The sequence below is a fragment of the Saprospiraceae bacterium genome (genome assembly GCA_016710235.1).
Lineage (GTDB): Bacteria > Bacteroidota > Bacteroidia > Chitinophagales > Saprospiraceae > Vicinibacter.
On the sequence record JADJLG010000001.1, the window covers coordinates 446,639 to 464,342 of the forward strand.

At 39.9% G+C, this 17,704-nt stretch carries 18 protein-coding genes; 9 read left to right on the plus strand and 9 right to left on the minus strand.

Features of this window, described 5'->3' with window-relative positions; genetic code table 11:
* Positions 1-27: 27 nt before the first annotated feature.
* From IPI99_01930 to IPI99_01950, 5 genes are read left to right on the plus strand one after another with little or no spacing between them, the layout of a single operon-like run.
* Complete coding sequence (locus tag IPI99_01930; GenBank protein MBK7339270.1) at positions 28-717, plus strand: CDP-alcohol phosphatidyltransferase family protein; 690 nt, start codon at positions 28-30, stop codon at positions 715-717.
* A gap of 12 nt (positions 718-729) precedes the next feature.
* Positions 730-984, plus strand: coding sequence for a phosphoribosylformylglycinamidine synthase subunit PurS (gene purS, locus IPI99_01935; protein MBK7339271.1), 255 nt, complete (start codon positions 730-732; stop codon positions 982-984).
* A gap of 2 nt (positions 985-986) precedes the next feature.
* Positions 987-1,700 (plus strand): 16S rRNA (cytidine(1402)-2'-O)-methyltransferase, encoded by a 714-nt coding sequence (gene rsmI, locus IPI99_01940; GenBank protein MBK7339272.1) that lies wholly within the window; start codon positions 987-989, stop codon positions 1,698-1,700.
* Positions 1,687-2,706: a type 2 isopentenyl-diphosphate Delta-isomerase gene (locus tag IPI99_01945; protein ID MBK7339273.1), complete on the plus strand. Its 1,020-nt coding sequence runs from the start codon at positions 1,687-1,689 to the stop codon at positions 2,704-2,706. Before rsmI ends, IPI99_01945 begins: the two co-directional genes overlap by 14 nt.
* The gene (locus tag IPI99_01950; protein MBK7339274.1) at positions 2,699-4,048 is read left to right on the plus strand and encodes a hydroxymethylglutaryl-CoA reductase; all 1,350 of its coding nucleotides are present in this window, start codon (positions 2,699-2,701) and stop codon (positions 4,046-4,048) included. Before IPI99_01945 ends, IPI99_01950 begins: the two co-directional genes overlap by 8 nt.
* Before the next feature lie 27 nt (positions 4,049-4,075).
* Here IPI99_01950 and trxA read toward each other — a convergent pair whose 3' ends face one another.
* Together trxA and IPI99_01960 are read right to left on the minus strand one after the other, a co-directional pair.
* On the minus strand, positions 4,076-4,951 hold the full coding sequence (trxA, locus tag IPI99_01955) for a thioredoxin (protein ID MBK7339275.1): 876 nt from the start codon (positions 4,949-4,951) through the stop codon (positions 4,076-4,078).
* A gap of 238 nt (positions 4,952-5,189) precedes the next feature.
* On the minus strand, positions 5,190-6,005 hold the full coding sequence (locus tag IPI99_01960; protein MBK7339276.1) for a mechanosensitive ion channel family protein: 816 nt from the start codon (positions 6,003-6,005) through the stop codon (positions 5,190-5,192).
* Positions 6,006-6,291: 286 nt separating this feature from the next.
* On the opposite strand from IPI99_01960, the gene IPI99_01965 reads away from it, so the two are divergent.
* On the plus strand, positions 6,292-6,648 hold the full coding sequence (locus IPI99_01965) for a hypothetical protein (GenBank protein ID MBK7339277.1): 357 nt from the start codon (positions 6,292-6,294) through the stop codon (positions 6,646-6,648).
* A 185-nt stretch (positions 6,649-6,833) separates the two neighbouring features.
* Here the strand turns inward: IPI99_01965 and atpG are convergent, their stop codons facing one another.
* From atpG to atpB, 6 genes are all read right to left on the minus strand, one after another.
* Entirely contained in the window at positions 6,834-7,736 is a 903-nt protein-coding gene (atpG, locus tag IPI99_01970; GenBank protein MBK7339278.1) for an ATP synthase F1 subunit gamma, read from the minus strand.
* Between the two features lie 40 nt (positions 7,737-7,776).
* Positions 7,777-9,363 (minus strand): F0F1 ATP synthase subunit alpha, encoded by a 1,587-nt coding sequence (locus IPI99_01975; protein MBK7339279.1) that lies wholly within the window; start codon positions 9,361-9,363, stop codon positions 7,777-7,779.
* Between the two features lie 30 nt (positions 9,364-9,393).
* Entirely contained in the window at positions 9,394-9,963 is a 570-nt protein-coding gene (gene atpH / locus IPI99_01980; protein MBK7339280.1) for an ATP synthase F1 subunit delta, read from the minus strand.
* Between the two features lie 2 nt (positions 9,964-9,965).
* Complete coding sequence (atpF, locus tag IPI99_01985) at positions 9,966-10,493, minus strand: F0F1 ATP synthase subunit B (GenBank protein ID MBK7339281.1); 528 nt, start codon at positions 10,491-10,493, stop codon at positions 9,966-9,968.
* 97 nt (positions 10,494-10,590) lie between these two features.
* On the minus strand, positions 10,591-10,794 hold the full coding sequence (gene atpE / locus IPI99_01990) for an ATP synthase F0 subunit C (GenBank protein MBK7339282.1): 204 nt from the start codon (positions 10,792-10,794) through the stop codon (positions 10,591-10,593).
* A 33-nt stretch (positions 10,795-10,827) separates the two neighbouring features.
* The gene (gene atpB, locus IPI99_01995; protein ID MBK7339283.1) at positions 10,828-12,024 is read right to left on the minus strand and encodes a F0F1 ATP synthase subunit A; all 1,197 of its coding nucleotides are present in this window, start codon (positions 12,022-12,024) and stop codon (positions 10,828-10,830) included.
* 503 nt (positions 12,025-12,527) lie between these two features.
* Here atpB and IPI99_02000 point away from each other — a divergent pair.
* Positions 12,528-13,121 carry a TIGR00730 family Rossman fold protein gene (locus tag IPI99_02000; protein ID MBK7339284.1) on the plus strand — a complete coding sequence of 198 codons (594 nt, stop codon included), beginning with the start codon at positions 12,528-12,530 and terminating at the stop codon, positions 13,119-13,121.
* A 19-nt stretch (positions 13,122-13,140) separates the two neighbouring features.
* Here the strand turns inward: IPI99_02000 and IPI99_02005 are convergent, their stop codons facing one another.
* Entirely contained in the window at positions 13,141-13,782 is a 642-nt protein-coding gene (locus IPI99_02005; protein MBK7339285.1) for a DNA-3-methyladenine glycosylase, read from the minus strand.
* A gap of 52 nt (positions 13,783-13,834) precedes the next feature.
* Here IPI99_02005 and gcvP point away from each other — a divergent pair, with 52 nt between their 5' ends.
* Both gcvP and rfaD read left to right on the plus strand, forming a co-directional pair.
* Complete coding sequence (gene gcvP, locus IPI99_02010; protein MBK7339286.1) at positions 13,835-16,714, plus strand: aminomethyl-transferring glycine dehydrogenase; 2,880 nt, start codon at positions 13,835-13,837, stop codon at positions 16,712-16,714.
* On the plus strand, positions 16,711-17,673 hold the full coding sequence (rfaD, locus tag IPI99_02015) for an ADP-glyceromanno-heptose 6-epimerase (protein ID MBK7339287.1): 963 nt from the start codon (positions 16,711-16,713) through the stop codon (positions 17,671-17,673). Before gcvP ends, rfaD begins: the two co-directional genes overlap by 4 nt.
* The last annotated feature ends 31 nt before the right edge of the window (positions 17,674-17,704 follow it).

Sequence of the window (17,704 nt, forward strand, 5' to 3'; positions counted from 1 at the left end):
AGTAACTTTGTTCGTTAAAGTAGATTAATGTTTTCACTGCCCAACCTTCTCACACTGATCAACCTATCCAGCGGATTGGTGGGAACTCATGCCGTATTTAGCGGGCAGCCCAAAACCGGAGCTATTTGTATTCTAATCGGGCTCATTGCTGATCTGTTTGATGGATATCTGGCAAGATTATTGAAAAAAGAGGGTCCGTTTGGAGTTCAGTTGGACTCATTTGCCGATCTGGTAACGTTTGGGATACTACCTGGGGTGTTTGTGCTTTTACAACTCCAGAAAACTCTGCCAGCTGAATTAAGCTACCTTGCTTTTTTGGGATTCATGATTCCAGTTTTCAGCGCGCTGAGACTTGCTCGATTCAACATCAATACGGACTTAACCCCTTCAGATTTTCAAGGAGTGCCCACACCTGTAGTAGCTGTATTTTTTGGAGGTATTATGTTGGCGACTCCGCATATCTTATCCGACAATCCGTGGATACTTTTGGCATTTTCTTCATTTTGGTCTTTCATGATGATCAGTGTGTTTTCAATCATAAAATTTATTCCGACAACATTGTGGTTCCGCAAACATTGGCCGCTATGGTTGTTATTTCTATGTGCTGCATTTTTTTTGTATCAGTCCCCTGGATTGATTTTCAGTGCATGGATGTTATTCTATGTATTATATAGTTTTTACTTTTTTCTTTTGAATAAAAATAAACTTCGTCAATAAAATAAAATCCGAATGAAACAGTATTTGGCTTCAATTGATATTATGCCTCACAAAGAACTACTTGACCCACAGGGTAAAACAGTAGCTAGAAACATGGACCATATGGACCTACATGGTATAAGTGATGTACGAGTGGGAAAGCATATAGAAGTTAAATTTGAAGCAGCGGATGAAAAATCTGCTGAGAAACTTATACATGATGCTTGTCAAAAATTATTGACCAACGTAATCACTGAAACTTATACTTTCCAAATAACTTCTGCCTGAAGATGTTGTATTTGGTTCCTACTCCGATTGGAAATCTTGGTGACATGACAATGAGGGCAATCCAAACCCTCAAGGAAGTAGATTTGATACTTGTAGAAGATACAAGAGTGAGCAAAACTTTACTCAGGAACTTTGACATTTCTACTCCATACAAATCATTTCATCTCAACAATGAACACAAATCTGTAGAAACAATCATCCATGAACTGCAAAGTGGCAAAAAAATAGCATTGATCTCAGATGCAGGATCTCCTGCAATTTCTGATCCAGGATTCTTGTTGGTACGCGCATGCAGACAAGAAGGAATGGAAGTAATTGCTTTGCCCGGCGCCACTGCACTTATTCCGGCAATCAGCGCATCCGGATTGCCTTGTGAAAAATTTTTTTTCCAAGGTTTCTTACCCACTAAAAAAGGTCGAGCAACCCAACTGAAGTTTTTATCTAAACTTCCAGTCACTATAGTCATTTATGAATCTCCACATCGCATTGTCAAAACTATAGCAGAATTAAAAGAAATCTTTGGCAAAGACCGCGATTGCAGTATTGCAAAGGAAATCAGTAAATTGTATGAAAAATATTTTAATGGTAGTTTGGAAGAGGTTTATCAGCAACTAGTTCAAATACCTAAGATGCATGGTGAATTTGTCCTTTGCATTGGGCCTGCTACAAATTTAAAATCTGCTTTGAAACAGCAATTTACTGATGATGACGAATAGTGGAGATCGAAAGAAAGACCATCTTGATCTGGCGAAAGCATCTCAGGTGAATTTTAACTTGAAAGATGACAGATTTGACTATGATCCAATAAATGGAATACATCCTACAACAGAGGATGAAATTCATATTCATTTAGCTGGAGCGGATTTGAAATTTCCATTATGGATTTCCAGCATGACAGGAGGTACCGAACATTCCAGAATCATTAATCAAAGGTTGGCAGAAGTGTGTGCTGAGTTTGGACTGGGAATGGGACTGGGATCATGTCGCAAAATTCTGACAAATCCTGAGACGTTTGATGATTTTAATGTTCGAAAATTTATAGGGAATCAACCTTTGTACGCAAATCTCGGAATAGTTCAAGTACATGAATCCATAAAGAATGGAAGTTGGCATCTTGTTGAAGATATGGTATCTAGACTAGAGGCTAATGGGCTGATCATTCACGTTAACCCGCTTCAAGAATGGATGCAAAAAGAAGGTGATCGAATGAGCGAAACAGCATTGGAAACCATTCTTAAAGCCATTGAATATTCAAAATTTCCATTGATAGTCAAAGAGGTTGGTCAAGGCATGAGCAAGTCGGCTCTTTTATCTTTACTTTCATTACCACTTGCAGCGATTGAATTTGGTGCTTTCGGAGGGACAAATTTTTCAAAATTAGAATCATTGCGGACAAATGATGAAAACTATTTTGAACCAATTTGTTTTGTTGGCCATGATGCAGAAGAAATGACGCAATCTTGCAATCAAATTTTTGTTGAATATCCAGAGATATCAGGTAAAAATCTGAGACTGATTATCTCCGGTGGTGTTCAGAATTTTCTGGATGGATACTATCTGACTTCCTTGAGTAAAATTCCTGCGATGTACGGACAAGCAGCCCCTTTCTTGTATGCGGCAACTGAGAGTTATGAAAAACTCCGGGAATATACAAAGGCTCAAATAAATGGTTTTTTGTTAGCCAAACAGTTTCTCAAACTTAAAAAATCCGCAAATGGCTGAAAACGCACATATACCGGTATCAAAAACAATCAGCGGATTTTCAAAACTATCCAAACGTGGAAAAATCAAATGGATGGTTGAAAATTTTTTTAAAGATCCTGAGATTGTGATGCATGAACTGATGAGTTATTGGCATAAAAATGAAGACCAACAAAAAATCCTCGACGGTTTTGCAGAAAATACAATAACAAATTTTCCTCTTCCACTCAGTGTAGCGCCTAACTTCCTGATCAACGGAAAAACATATTGTGTTCCGATGGTCATAGAAGAAAGTTCTGTTGTTGCGGCTGCATCTTCGGCTGCCAAATATTGGATGGACAGGGGAGGCATACAGACTAAAATTTTTGGTACAGAAAAACTGGGCCAAATTCATTTCAATTGGAAAGGAAACAAGTCCTGGTTAGAGCATCAGATTCCCGAATTGCTCCAAATGATGAAAGAAAATGCAAGAGACATTCTTCAAAATATGGAAGCAAGGGGAGGAGGAGTTAAGAAAATGCAATTGATACATTTTCCAAAATTGGAAAACTATTGTCAGTTTCTTGTCAGCTTCGAAACTTGTGATTCGATGGGAGCAAATTTTATAAACAGCTGCCTGGAATCATTCGCCATTAGTTTACAGCAATTTCTGGCAACCCATGAAAGTTTATCTGAGACTGAACGCCATTCAGAAATTATCATGTGCATTTTGTCCAATTATACTCCGCAGTGTTTGGTCCGTGCAGAAGTAAGTTGTAGGATAGAAGATCTTGGAGAATTTTCAGGAGGAATTCCAGCTCAGGAATTTGCACATAAATTTTTTACCGCAATCCAAATTGCCAAAGAAGATTCGTATCGAGCAGTGACACACAATAAAGGAATTTTCAATGGTATAGATGCTGTTGTGCTCGCTACAGCCAATGATTTTAGAGCGATAGAAGCTTGTGGTCATGCTTATGCTTCGAGAAGTGGAAAATATCGCAGCTTGAGTGATTGTGAAGTTGATGATGATTTATTTCGTTTCTGGCTTGACATTCCTCTTGCTATGGGATCAGTAGGAGGTTTGACTAAACTTCACCCCATGGCAAATCGATCTCTTGAATTATTGGGCAATCCCGGAGCTGAAGAATTGATGATGATAACCGCTTCTACAGGATTGATGCAAAATTTTGCTGCGGTCAAATCATTGATAACTACCGGAATTCAGCAAGGTCATATGAAAATGCATTTGGCCAATATTTTGAACCAATTGAATATTCCTGTAACATACCACAATCAAATCGAAACATATTTCGCTCATAAAAAAATATCTTACAGTGATGTGCGAAATTACTATACATCCCTTCAGAAAAAAGAAAGTTGATTTTAACTCAAATCTTCTTTACACATATTAGTAAATTGCCATATCAAAGAGCTTTCTGTTTTCCAAAGTTAAGGGATGCCGAGATCCCCAAAATCTAAAAAGTGCAATCCCAACACGCCTTGGTAATTGATCATGAAACGCCGGATTTTTCATGACAGTATCAATGATGATATCAATAGCTAGCTGAGCGTTTCCTTCGAGTAAACTTTTGCGTGCCTGCAGCAGATTGTGGTTTGCATTCTCCTCCGATGCAACCAAATTCATCCATGAAGAAATTGTATCAAAATCTTGTTTGAGTTCTTCAATATTTTTAACATCCTTCAACGAGTTCAATTTTTGAATAGATGCTTCGGGCTCGTAAAACACCAAGTGTTTTATCGCATCAAGATTTGCAGCTGGATGGTCAGGGATAGTTTGAAGAAATATGTTTATTTTATCTAATAAATTCTTGTTAGGATAAGTCTGTGGTGATTCAGTAATCCAATCTCCATAATCATCCGAAACCGGTTCTTCCTCAGGGGGAAGCAATTTTGCAAGATGGTCGTCCAACCATTTTTTCACTGCTGGTTTTGGGAGTGCACCTGAAAACTCATCTACGAGCTTACCTTGATAAATGAGTTTACAGTTTGGTATGCTTTGAATTCTGAAATAAGAGGCAATTTCAGGAAAATCCTCAGTATTGATTTTTACCAATTTCCATTTTCCATTTGATTCTTGCTCCAGTTGCTCCAACACGGGTCCCAAAATTTTACATGGACCGCACCACTCTGCCCAGAAATCTACGAGTACAGGCTTCTCCTGACTGAGTTCTACTACATCCTTTTGAAAGTCAAAATCCGCATTCATTTGCTTTAAATAATTAATTAGCTTATTGTAGGATTGCTGCCTCAATTCCAATTTCATTGGCTCGATTGCAATTCAAAACCCCAAGCTTATCAATTTAAAAATCAAAGGATTGTTCATAAAGTCATCTATTTGGCAAACAATTCTCAATAGACTATCTACATTAATTTATCATCAGTTTGGTTAACAAGAATTCATTATCAAATAAAAAAAAACCGAATATGTACAATGGTGCATCATTGCAAATACCCGGTTTATGATATATAATTTTAAAATTTTCAGCTCAAAAGCCTTCAAGTTATGCCGGCTTGCTGATAAGGACGCGATGAGGAACCGGTCCTGCAATTCCATTTGAGTCAAAAGCTGATTTGATTGCTTCCTGAATTTGGAAGTAAACATCCCAATAGTTTTCCTGAGCGCAATAAGGGCGAATGGCAAGAGTGACCATACCATCACCTACTTTCAACACATTCACTTCAGGTGCAGGAGTTTTGAGTACAAGTGGATGAGTCAACATGGTATCGATCGCTACCTTACGTGCCTTTTCAATGGACATACCCGGATCAATGCTAAAAACCAAATCCACTCTTAAGTTTCCATGTGTAGTAAAATTGACTATAGTACCTGTGGACAGAGCTCCATTGGCAAGTATGATAGTTTTATTCTCGGGAGAAAGGAGCATCGTATTGAAAATTCCCTGTTCTGATACAGTTCCCAAATGTCCTTGTGCTTCAATCAGGTCCCCAAGTTTGAACGGTTTGAACATGAGCATCATTACACCGCCGGCGAAATTTCCCAGAGTTCCGTTGAGTGCCGCACCTACACCAACAGCGAGACCTGCCAGCAATGCTGCAAATGAAGTTAATGGAACTCCAAGCGTTCCGAACACAGTAAGTATCAATAAAATGGTCAAAGAGATTTTGACCAAAGACGCGAGAAAAGATTGCAGTGACGCATCTATCTGTCTTGCCTCCATAGCTTTCTTTACTATCCTCGTTATCCATCGGATAATAAGTGATCCAAATAAGTAAATCGCTACTGCTCCCAATAGCTTTGGAACGAATTCAACTGCCAATTCAATAATTTTTGCGACATAACCTGTAGAATCTGTCACAACTTCTTGTACGACTAATAACATATTGTAGAATTTTAATTGTTGTGGAATATCCTTGAGACGCTAAGTTCTAAGCCCTGTCACCTATCTATTTCAAAATATGGTCATTTAAGACACTTGGCTCTACAACTTCATGGATTTATAGCTTGCTTAGAGGCAGATATCATTTGCTACAGCTAGTAGTATTTCACAAATGAGGCTGTTCGAACTTTTCTTTTATTATTTCAAGTCACTACATATTTAAATTAAATTAATATATCTTTGAGCTAGAATAAACTCAGGCAAAATGAAATTCGTTATTTATTTAGCGTTATTGTTTCCATTATTTTTTTCTTGTAAACAAGAAAAAGCATCTGCTGGAAAAACTGAACAACCTCCATATTTAGACATTACTCGTGAAAACATGACCGGTTCCTGGCGATATGGTAAAAATAAAGACATCGCTTTCAAATTGGACAAAGACTTTTTTTACTTTAATGAAGAAGGTAATTTCAGACCTTTCACCTATAGGCTCGAAAAAGATTCTTTTGTGATTCGTTACCCTGAATTTGAGTACGGCTATACGGTAAGAGTATTCGCTGATTCTTTACATCTCATGGATGATATGAACACCAATGTGTACTACAGAGTAAGGGGTGAATAAGATCCCTTATATCTCTAACAATAATTATTGTTAGAGCAGCCCAGATTTTACTTTGTAGATCTTTTGCAAACAAAATCGACTTTAAAATCAATTACAGGACTGACATCAAACCTCTTGTAGAATAGCAAGATGTTGTTCTTCAGTTGAATAATGTTTATGAGAAGCTAAAATTGATTATGGATCACTTATCCTGCAAGCGCGGCTACACCACCAACGATCTCTGATAATTCTTTGGTAATTGCTTCTTGTCGGGCTTTATTGTAGTTGATCTTTAACTCTCCCAGCATTGTTTCTGCATTTTCTGATGCTTTATCCATAGCAGTCATCCGGGACCCATGTTCTGAAGCCTGTGTGTCCAATATACATTTGTACAGTTGTGCCTGAAGGATAGAAGGAATCAAGCCTGCCAACAATTGGTCTTGTTTTGGTTCGAAAAGGTAATCCGGTTTGTGTTTGGGTGTATTATTTTCTGACTGTGATTTTTCTACTTTTGGAACCGGTAAATATTGTTCTCTTTCCGGAAACTGAGTGGCTGCATTTTTAAATCTTGAATAAAAAATTTCAATCTGATCATAGGTACCTGATTTGAAATGTTCCATCAATTTATCTGCCAAATTCACAACATTTTCAAATGTTGAATCATGATACAGATGCTGGTGATCTGAAATGATCTGACATTTAGGAAATCTCCTTCGCATGTATTCGAAACCTTTCTTACCAATACAAATAGCAGTTAAGTCTCCTGTTAGTAAGTGGCTTTGATAATTGTCTGAAATACTTTTGTGGACTAGTTTCAGTATGTTGCTGTTGAATGCACCACAAAGCCCGCGATCTGAAGTAATTATGACGAGGAGCGGTTTCTTATTCAAACTGATTTTTGCATATTCTGCTGCACCTTCACCATCTGAATATGTCATGATATTTTTCATCATCGCATTCAATTTGTTGGAGTATGGTCTCATTTGAATTATGGCTTGTTGCGCTTTTCGCAATTTGGCAGCAGAAACCATTTTCATGGCTTTGGTGATCTGCTGTGTAGAAATCACGGATTTGATTCTACTGCGTACTTCTTTCAAATTTGCTGCCATATAAATTAAAGCTTGTGGTTAAAACCTAAAGTAAGACTCTTTAAACGCGATATTGTGAGGAGAGGTCTGTTGCAACATCTTTCAGAACTTTTAGATCTGCATCATCTAACTTTCCTTTTCTGAAATTTTCCAAAACCTGAGGAAACTTAGTGTCGAGTTCAGTCATCACCAATGATTCAAAATCTTTAATCTTTTCTACAGGAACGTCTTTCAATAAATTGTTTGTGCCCAAATAAATCATGGCCACTTGTTTTTCAACGGCTACAGGGCTATACTGGGCTTGCTTGAGGATTTCCACGTTTCTTTTTCCTTTATCCAACACTGCTTTTGTTGCGGAGTCGAGGTCAGAACCAAATTTTGCAAATGCCTCCAATTCTCTATATTGTGCCTGATCAAGTTTGAGGGTACCGGACACTTTTTTCATAGATTTGATCTGTGCGTTACCACCCACACGAGATACCGAAATACCAACGTTGATCGCAGGTCTGATACCGGAATTAAATAGATTTGACTCAAGGAATATCTGGCCATCAGTGATAGAAATCACATTGGTTGGGATATATGCCGATACGTCACCTGCCTGTGTTTCAATAATAGGTAATGCGGTCAATGATCCACCACCTTTAACGATACCTGCCTTTTTGAGAGACTCCGGTAGGTCGTTCATATTGCGGGCGATCTCATCATTATTGATCAATTTTGCAGCTCTCTCCAACAATCTTGAGTGCAGATAAAATACGTCTCCAGGATAAGCCTCGCGTCCCGGAGGTCTTCTCAACAATAGCGAAACTTCGCGATACGCTACTGCCTGCTTAGAAAGATCATCATAAATCACCAAAGCAGGGCGCCCAGTGTCTCTGAAAAATTCCCCGATAGCTGCTCCTGCAAAAGGTGCAAAGAACTGCAATGGAGCCGGATCAGAGGCGGAGGCTGAAACTATGGTCGTGTAAGGCATTGCACCATAATCTTCCAGAGTTTTGGCAACTTTGGCCACTGTAGAAGCTTTCTGTCCTGATGCGACATAGATGCAATAAACGGGTTCACCGCGATCATAAAATTCTTTCTGATTGATAATGGTATCCAGGGCTATCGCTGTTTTTCCGGTTTGTCTGTCCCCAATGATCAACTCACGCTGACCTCTTCCGATTGGAATCATCGAATCTATCGCCTTGATACCAGTCTGGAGGGGCTCGTTGACGGGTTGTCGGAAGATAACTCCCGGTGCTTTGCGTTCTATTGGCATTTCATACTTTACGCCTGATATGGGCCCTTTTCCATCAATAGGCTGACCCAATGGGTTTACCACCCTACCTGAGAATCCTTCCCCTACTTCGATAGAAGCAATTTTTCGAGTTCGTCGTACTTTAGAACCTTCTTTGATTCCATTCCAAGGTCCCATCAATACCACACCCACATTGTCTTCTTCAAGATTAAGTACGATTGCTTGCACTCCGGTTTCAAACTCAACGAGCTCTCCTGCTTGTGCATTTGTCAATCCATAAACGCGTGCAATTCCGTCTCCTACCTGGAGTACGGTTCCTACTTCTTCTAATTCAGCAGCAGTATTTGCACCTGAAATTTGTTGTTTCAGGATGGATGATATTTCTTCGGGTCTTATTGATACCATGATGGATTCTTTTTATTGATGAAAAAGAGATTATTTTTTTTCGACTAAGTTGATATATGATTTATCGTAAAGAGATGTTTTCATAATTTCCAATTGACGCTTTACGCTACCGTCATAGAGTTGATTTCCCATTTCGAGGATAAATCCTCCGATGAGATCAGGTCGGCTTTTTTGTTGTATTTCCATTTTCTCACCGGGCTCCAGCCAGCTCTGAAAACTACTTTGTAAATGTGCAAGTTGATCATCATTCATAAGCTCCACAGCGTACAGGGTAGCGGGTCTAATCTTATGAAGGTGCTGGTACAAATCAACAAATGCGGTACCAATACTTGGCAACAAAGATTCGCGACCTTTTTGGATCAAGAGTTGCATAAACTTGAATGTCAGATCTTGAATTTTTCCCTGAAACAATTCCTGAAAGATCTTTTCTTTTTTGTCTGCTTTGATCACCGGGCTCTTGAGAAAAAGGTAGAACTCCCGATTCTGTGCCGCCTGCATAAAGGTTTTTATGTCTTCATATACACCGGCTACATTGCCTTGTTCTTTGGCTAGATCAAGCAATGATTTTGCATATCGTGAGGCTACTTTATGGAACGCCATGATTAGTTCAATTTAATTTCGTCTACCAATTTTTTGACATACTCCTGTTGTGGTGGATTGGATGCCAATTCCTTGCGCATGATTTTTTCAGCGATATCGATAGCTAATGTTCCTACCTGATTTTTCACATCTACAATTGCTGCTTTCTTAGCATTTTCGATCTCATTTTTAGCATTGACCAGAATACGATGGGCCTCCTCTTTAGCTTTTTCTTTGGCTTCAGCGACCAATTGATTGCCTGCTTCTTTTGCTTCTTTAATGATCAATGCTTTTTCTTCTCTCGCTTCAGCAGCTATTTTCTCATTTTCAGAAATGAGATGTTTCATATCTTCTTTAGCTCTGCTTGCAGCGTCTAATGAGTTTTGTATATCCAAAGCCCTGGAGTTCAATGCATTGACTATGGGCCTGAAGGCAAGTTTTCCTATACCCAACCAAAATATGATAAAGACGATTGTAGCCCAAGCTAACAATCCAAAATCCGGCTTGATCACGCTAAAATCCAGTCCGGCAACTATGTATAAAAGTTCCATGATTATTTTACTTGTCTTGTAAAGGTTGAACTATCTGATTTTTAAAAATAGAAGTCGGATACAGAGACCAACCGTCCTGTATCCGGCTTTTTGTCATTTACTTCGCAAGGAACGCCATCAAGATAGCGATCAAAGCTGCTCCTTCAACAAGAGCTGCTGTCAAGATCATGTTGGCACGGATATCACCGATAGCTTCAGGCTGGCGAGCTATAGCTTCCATAGCCTTGCCTCCGATGTTTCCTACTCCGATTCCTGCACCAATCGCTGCAAGACCCATTCCAATTGCTACAATAGAACCCATAATTGGTTAGTTTATAATGGTTTACAATAAAATTCAATGATGGTCAGCTTCTTCAGCATGGTGATGTTCTTCTGTGGCCGCTCCAATATAGGAAGCGGTCAAAAGTGTAAACACGTATGCTTGAATAAATGCTACCAATAATTCAATCGCGGATATAAATAATGCCAACAATACTGATGCTATGGATGCGCCCCATGCAGCACCAGGATTGGCACCTGCTTTTCCAAAAATAAATATCAATGAGATGAATATCAAAATCACAATATGCCCAGCTGTGATATTGGCAAACAATCGGAGCATCAATGTGATCGGCTTGATGAATACACTGAGTATCTCAATCGGTGTGATCAATACTTTAATCCAACCCGGAATACCCGGCATATTAAAAATGTGTTGCCAGTAATGCTTATTGCCATTGATGTTAACAACCACAAAAACGATCAGCGCCAACACCATAGTAAACCCTAAATTACCGGTCACATTAGCACCTCCAAAAAATGGAATTTGACCAAATAGATTTAATCCCAAAATAAAGAAAAATATAGAGAGCAATAGTGGCATGTAATTCACGTACTTAGGTCCTATAAAAGGTTTTGCTACTTCATCTTGAATAAAACTGATCAAAGGTTCGAATAATTTCTGTGCTCCTTTCGGTGCTGTACCCGGAGCAGCTTTGTATGCTCGAGCCATCGATATGAAAAGCCAGGCCAATAATGCAAAAACGATGAACATGGCCATCACATTCTTAGTAATTGAAAAGTCAAAAAAAGATGTCACTCCTCCACCAAACAATCCACCATCAGCAGTGCTGGATTTGTCAAGTGCAAAGGATTGCCCATTATATTCTACGAATTGTCTTTCTTTCTTCACTCCTTTGTCATCCGTTACTTCTTCTGTATGGATCTCGCCAATCGCCAATTCGCCTTTCGGGAAAGATGGATCTGCCACTCTCTGAACTCTTCCTTTATACAACACATATCCATCCACGGCTTTATGACCAGTACCATGATGTGCATCGTCTATATCAAATTTTGAAGACGAAAACACAGACCATCCATGAGTCGGGGCGTATAAAATGCAGGGTAAAGGAAAATTCCAGGGACCAATACTATATACATTCAGGTCAGAAATATGATGGAATGCCGTAGCGTCTGCACTAAACTCCTCGTGATGATCCCCTTGTGCATGAGCATCTTGGTTTGCATCATGGGAAACTCCCTCCGCTGGCATCTCATGTTGTTCCCCCGGACCATGGTCGTGTCCAGCATGAGGATCTACTTCTTCTGAGGCAGGAGAAGAGTGTTGAGGGCCATCGTGTGACTGTGCGTCCATCGCTGTCCAGCCAAAGGCCATCAAAATCAAGAATAGTTTAATCGTTTTTTTCATGGGATAAACCCTTTTTTCTAAAAAACGCTGCAAAAATACAGTATACGGAGCGAAAGACCAAGAAAATAGGATGATTTACACATTGATAACTTCTTTCACCCCGGAGACTCTTCAAATTAATTTCACGAGTAACGATCAGAGACAATATCTAAAAAGTGGTAAGCCACAAATTCCTCCTATTATCACAAAAAAGTCATTTGAAATGCCAATTTTTATTTGGTATAAGTAAAAAGCAATTTAATGATTCCGGAATAAGTGTACGAGAGATTTTACGACATTTGGGACTTTCAGTTTGATAAAAATTAAATCTTTGCTTAATTTTATCTGTATCACAAACTACTCCTGATATGTATCGCGAAATAAAAAACATCACCGTCTTCTGTGGCTCCAATTCCGGCAATGACCAGCTGCTACAAGATACAGCCCGAACTTTTGGTGAATATATCGGGCAACATAAAATCAAGCTAATTTATGGAGGAGCTAAACTAGGTATCATGGGTATCGTTGCAGATGCTGCTCTGAAGTTTGGTGCGGAAGTCGTCGGGGTCATACCCGGTTTTCTAAAAACTAAAGAAGTAGCTCATGATGCCATCACCGAAATGATTCAGGTTGGGACGATGCATGAAAGAAAAAGCTTAATGTATGAAATGTGTGATGCTGTAATTGCACTGCCTGGAGGTTTTGGAACATTGGACGAATTTTTTGAGGTACTGACCTGGGCTCAACTGGGTTTACATACTAAACCCGTATGCTTGCTCAATATCAATGGATTTTTTGACCCAATCCTAAACATGGCAGACAGTTTGTTGGAAAAGGGATTTATCAAAAAAGAACATCATTCTCTGATCATTGTGGATTCTGATTTTATTCGCCTTTTCGAAAAAATGAAAACTTGTCAAGCACCAAATCTCACAAAGTGGCTTGGACTCGAAAAAGTATAAGTACCAAACCTGAAAAAATTTACAAATACTTTGCTGTGAAAGATTTAGCACTATAAAACTGAGATGAATTCAGTACAAATCTATATAGCCAGGAAGCTGACTCGCCCGCACTTTCAACTCCTATTCGAGGTGTCGCTGTAATCATGTCCGTATTTATTTCCGGAGATCGTTTTGCAATTCTCAAGGGGGATTGATCCCCAAATTTTAAACCATTCAAGTCCATACCCAAGCCTAAGGCCACGGATAAATTGCCCGGGCCACAGCATAAACTCGGATGAATCGATTTCATAGACCTTCTTGCCAACATCCATTCCTGACCTTCTACAGGCTGTATGGATCTAATCAAAATCGCATGAGGCAGATTTTTTGGCCCTGTGACAACATTCAGCATCCGATGGATTCCGTAGCAGATGTACATATAAATTGTGCCCGGTTCATCGTACATTGTTTCATTTCGCTGAGTGCGACGCCAGTTGAAAGCATGGCTTGCCCGATCTTCGGGAGCTCGATAAGCCTCACATTCAGTTATTTTTCCACTACAAATTTTGCCTTCAATTTCTGAAATCAGAAGGCATCCTATCAACTCGGATGCAATGCCCACTACATCTTCAGATGCGAAGAAGGCTTGATTCAGCGTTTGAGATGCAATGTGGTTTTGCATTTGGTTGGCGAATTTATATTGAATGTTTAATTTAGCGGCCTAAAAATAAAGTATGGCTTCTTTTGAAAGAAATGATCGATTTGAAAACAGACACATTGGCACTACCGGACCCGCTCTGGCGCAAATGTTAAGACAACTGGGAGTATCCAGTTTGGATGAATTGATAGACCAAACTGTTCCCGCTCAGATAAGACTCAACAAAAAACTACAACTACCACCAGCAAGTTCTGAATTCGATTATCTCAATCAGCTCAAAATCAATGCTCAAAAAAATAAAGTGTATAGAAGCTTTATCGGACAGGGGTACTATGGTACGATCACACCATCTGTAGTGCGTCGCAACGTATTTGAAAATCCGGGTTGGTACACTCAGTACACACCTTATCAGGCTGAGATTTCCCAAGGGAGATTGGAAGCTTTGTTGAATTTTCAGACGATGATATCTGACCTTACAGGTTTGCCGATATCCAATGCTTCGCTTTTGGATGAAGGCACAGCAGCTGCAGAGGCGATGCTGATGTTTTTCCATGCAAATGAAAAGAAAAACAAAGAAGAATCCCCTGACAAATTTTTTGTGGATCACAATGTTTTCGATCAGACCATCGACGTGCTGCGCTCGAGAGCCTGGCCTCAAGGGATAGAAATAATAGTTGGAGATTGGAGAAAAATGGAGTTGCCGGAAAAATGTTTTGGCGTCCTCTTACAGTATCCTGACAAAAGGGGGGCAATTCATGATTACCAGACTTTCATACAGATGTCTAAAGCCAAAGGATGCAACGTAGCATTGGCCACAGATTTACTTGCTCTATGTTTGTTGAAATCGCCCGGCGAACTTGGAGCAGATGTCGCTTTGGGAAACAGTCAGAGGTTCGGTGTGCCTATGGGTTTTGGAGGACCTCATGCAGCTTTTTTTGCCACCCGAGAAGAATTCAAGAGAATTATGCCGGGTAGAATCATTGGGGTATCAATTGACGAACAAGGTAATCGTGCCCTTCGCATGGCTCTACAGACTCGTGAACAGCATATCCGGAGGGAAAAGGCCACCTCTAATATTTGTACGGCTCAGGCACTCCTGGCCATTATGGCATCGATGTATGGTGTATACCATGGTCCGGACGGACTTTATGCTATAGCGCGTCGTGTTCATGATATGAGTGTAGCATTGGCGTCAGTCTTGAGTACAAGTGGATATAGCATTCAGGAAGACAATTTCTTCGATACAGTCAGTATAAAAGCAGATTCGGATCTCCGCGAGAAAGTGAAGTCTTTGGCGGAATCTGCAGGTTACAATTTTGGGTATAGCGGAGACAGTATAAGAATCAGCTTGGACGAAACAGCCACGGCAGATGAACTCAAAACAATAACTGATATTTTCAGTGCTGCCATGGGCAAAAAAGAAAGTAGTCTTGTCATACCTTCAGCGGGCTTGAATATCCCTCAGCCGCTCATCCGTAGTTCAGAGTACATGACCCACGATGTGTTCAATACAAACCAAACTGAATCCAGTTTGATGAGATATATCAAACGCCTTGAAAACAAAGATCTTTCGTTGGTACATTCAATGATTTCATTGGGTTCTTGTACGATGAAGCTCAATGCTGCAACAGAACTTTATCCCGTAAGTTGGCCGGAATTCAGCAATATACATCCATTTGCACCTCAAGATCAAGTTCCGGCTTATCTGCAAATCATTCATGAACTCGAGCAGTATCTCTGTGAGGTGACCGGGTTTACCGCCTGTTCTCTTCAACCCAATTCAGGTGCTCAGGGCGAGTTTGCTGGCCTACTGGCGATCAAAGCTTACCACGAAAGCCGATCTGATATGGATCGCGATGTAGCATTGATCCCTTCGTCAGCTCATGGTACTAACCCTGCCTCAGCAGTTATAGCAGGTATGCAGGTGGTTGTGACAGCATGCGACGAAAATGGGAATATCATAGTAGATGATATCCGCCAGAAAGCGGAACTTTATAAAGATAGATTGGCTTGTTTGATGGTCACTTATCCATCCACGCATGGAGTGTTCGAAACTTCCATCAAAGAGATTTGCGATATCATTCATCAGTATGGAGGTATGGTGTATATGGATGGAGCCAACATGAATGCACAAGTTGGCCTCACGAATCCAGCCAATATTGGTGCTGATGTATGTCACCTCAACTTACACAAGACTTTTGCCATCCCTCATGGGGGAGGCGGCCCGGGGGTGGGTCCCATCTGTTGTAACGACACACTGAAGCCTTTTCTGCCCCGACATGAGTTTTATCCACAAATGGTGAATGGTCCCGGGGTACCTTCAGTTTCTGCAGCACCGTATGGTAGTGCAAGTATTTTGCTCATTTCTTATGCTTATATAAGAATGTTAGGTCCTGATGGTCTGACCAAAGCCACCAAGCATGCCATATTAAATGCAAATTATATTGCTGCAAGGTTGAAAGACAAATATAAGATCCTCTATACCGGAGCGAATGGCAGAGTTGCTCATGAGCTTATCGTCGATCTGCGCCCTTATAAAGATGTTGGTGTGAGTGCAGAAGATGTTGCCAAAAGACTGATGGATTACGGATTCCATGCACCTACCTTGTCTTTTCCGGTCGCAGGAACCATCATGATAGAACCAACGGAGTCTGAGGACAAAGCTGAACTTGACAGATTCTGTGATGCATTATTGTTGATCCGGGAAGAAATAGATGAAATCGCGAGAGGAGAGTATCCTGCTGATAACAATGTTCTTTCAAATGCACCGCATACAGTGCAACTCATTACTGCAGATAGCTGGGACAAACCTTATAGCAGGCAGAAAGCTGCGTTTCCGGCAGCTTATCAAGCACATGGACAAAAATTCTGGCCTCAAGTTGGACGAGTAAACAATGCGCATGGAGATAGAAACCTGGTTTGCATTTGCCCACCAACTGAGTCCTATATGCAATGATAGTCATCACCGGTGCCGGAGGATTTATTGGTTCTTGCCTCGTGGGTTACTTCAATACCATGGGACACAAAGATTTGATTCTAGTGGATGAGGCAAATAAAAAATATCATGCCGTACTTGATGGTAAAGAATATTTGCAATACATCGACAGAGATGGATTTTCGGAGTGGTTACAACAGACCGAAGACAATATTTCCTTCGTTGTGCATATAGGTGCAAGAACGGACACCATGGAGTATGATGAAAACATTTTTGAAAAGCTCAATATCAGTTTTACAAAAAAATTGTGGGAAGTTTGTGTTCATAAAAACATTCCGATCATTTATGCTTCCAGCGCTGCTACTTATGGAGATGGTACTCATGGATATAGTGATCATCATGATTTAATTCCAAAATTGGAACCATTGAATCCATATGCATGGTCTAAGCAAATCGTGGATGAGTGGATCCTCAGACAAGTGCAATTTCCCCCATATTGGATCGGCTTAAAGTTTTTTAATGTATTCGGACCAAACGAATACCATAAAAATAAAATGGCCAGTGTCATTTACCACGGTTATAATCAAATAAAAAACACGGGAAAAATTCGACTATTCAAATCTAATGATTCCAATATTTCAGATGGTGAGCAAAAAAGGGATTTTATTTATGTAAAAGAAATAGTAGAGACGATCTATACGCTCTACAAGAACAGAATACAATCCGGTATTTATAATCTGGGGACCGGCACAGCACATAGTTTTAATCAATTGGCAAAAGGAATTTTTGAGGCACTGGGTATGGAGACAAATATTGAGTACATGGACATGCCTGACCACCTCATGAAGTCATATCAGAATTTCACTGAAGCTGATATGAATAAACTCAGACATGCGATCCATTATAGGTCTGACTGGACATTTCAGAGGGCAATATCTGATTACGTCAATAATTACCTGGATGTGAGTAAATATTTTTAATTCAACTAAGGAATTCAGAATATCAGCTCAC

Excerpts from the sequence above, each read along its gene's own strand:
- IPI99_01930 (MBK7339270.1), top strand. The coding sequence starts at position 28 with ATGTTTTCACTGCCCAACCTTCTCACACTGATCAACCTATCCAGCGGA.
- purS (MBK7339271.1), top strand. The coding sequence starts at position 730 with ATGAAACAGTATTTGGCTTCAATTGATATTATGCCTCACAAAGAACTA.
- rsmI (MBK7339272.1), top strand. The coding sequence starts at position 987 with ATGTTGTATTTGGTTCCTACTCCGATTGGAAATCTTGGTGACATGACA.
- IPI99_01945 (MBK7339273.1), top strand. The coding sequence starts at position 1,687 with ATGATGACGAATAGTGGAGATCGAAAGAAAGACCATCTTGATCTGGCG.
- IPI99_01950 (MBK7339274.1), top strand. The coding sequence starts at position 2,699 with ATGGCTGAAAACGCACATATACCGGTATCAAAAACAATCAGCGGATTT.
- trxA (MBK7339275.1), bottom strand. The coding sequence starts at position 4,951 with ATGAAATTGGAATTGAGGCAGCAATCCTACAATAAGCTAATTAATTAT.
- IPI99_01965 (MBK7339277.1), top strand. The coding sequence starts at position 6,292 with ATGAAATTCGTTATTTATTTAGCGTTATTGTTTCCATTATTTTTTTCT.
- atpG (MBK7339278.1), bottom strand. The coding sequence starts at position 7,736 with ATGGCAGCAAATTTGAAAGAAGTACGCAGTAGAATCAAATCCGTGATT.
- IPI99_01975 (MBK7339279.1), bottom strand. The coding sequence starts at position 9,363 with ATGGTATCAATAAGACCCGAAGAAATATCATCCATCCTGAAACAACAA.
- atpH (MBK7339280.1), bottom strand. The coding sequence starts at position 9,963 with ATGGCGTTCCATAAAGTAGCCTCACGATATGCAAAATCATTGCTTGAT.
- atpF (MBK7339281.1), bottom strand. The coding sequence starts at position 10,493 with ATGGAACTTTTATACATAGTTGCCGGACTGGATTTTAGCGTGATCAAG.
- atpE (MBK7339282.1), bottom strand. The coding sequence starts at position 10,794 with ATGGGTTCTATTGTAGCAATTGGAATGGGTCTTGCAGCGATTGGTGCA.
- atpB (MBK7339283.1), bottom strand. The coding sequence starts at position 12,024 with ATGCCAGCGGAGGGAGTTTCCCATGATGCAAACCAAGATGCTCATGCA.
- IPI99_02000 (MBK7339284.1), top strand. The coding sequence starts at position 12,528 with ATGTATCGCGAAATAAAAAACATCACCGTCTTCTGTGGCTCCAATTCC.
- IPI99_02005 (MBK7339285.1), bottom strand. The coding sequence starts at position 13,782 with ATGCAAAACCACATTGCATCTCAAACGCTGAATCAAGCCTTCTTCGCA.
- gcvP (MBK7339286.1), top strand. The coding sequence starts at position 13,835 with ATGGCTTCTTTTGAAAGAAATGATCGATTTGAAAACAGACACATTGGC.
- rfaD (MBK7339287.1), top strand. The coding sequence starts at position 16,711 with ATGATAGTCATCACCGGTGCCGGAGGATTTATTGGTTCTTGCCTCGTG.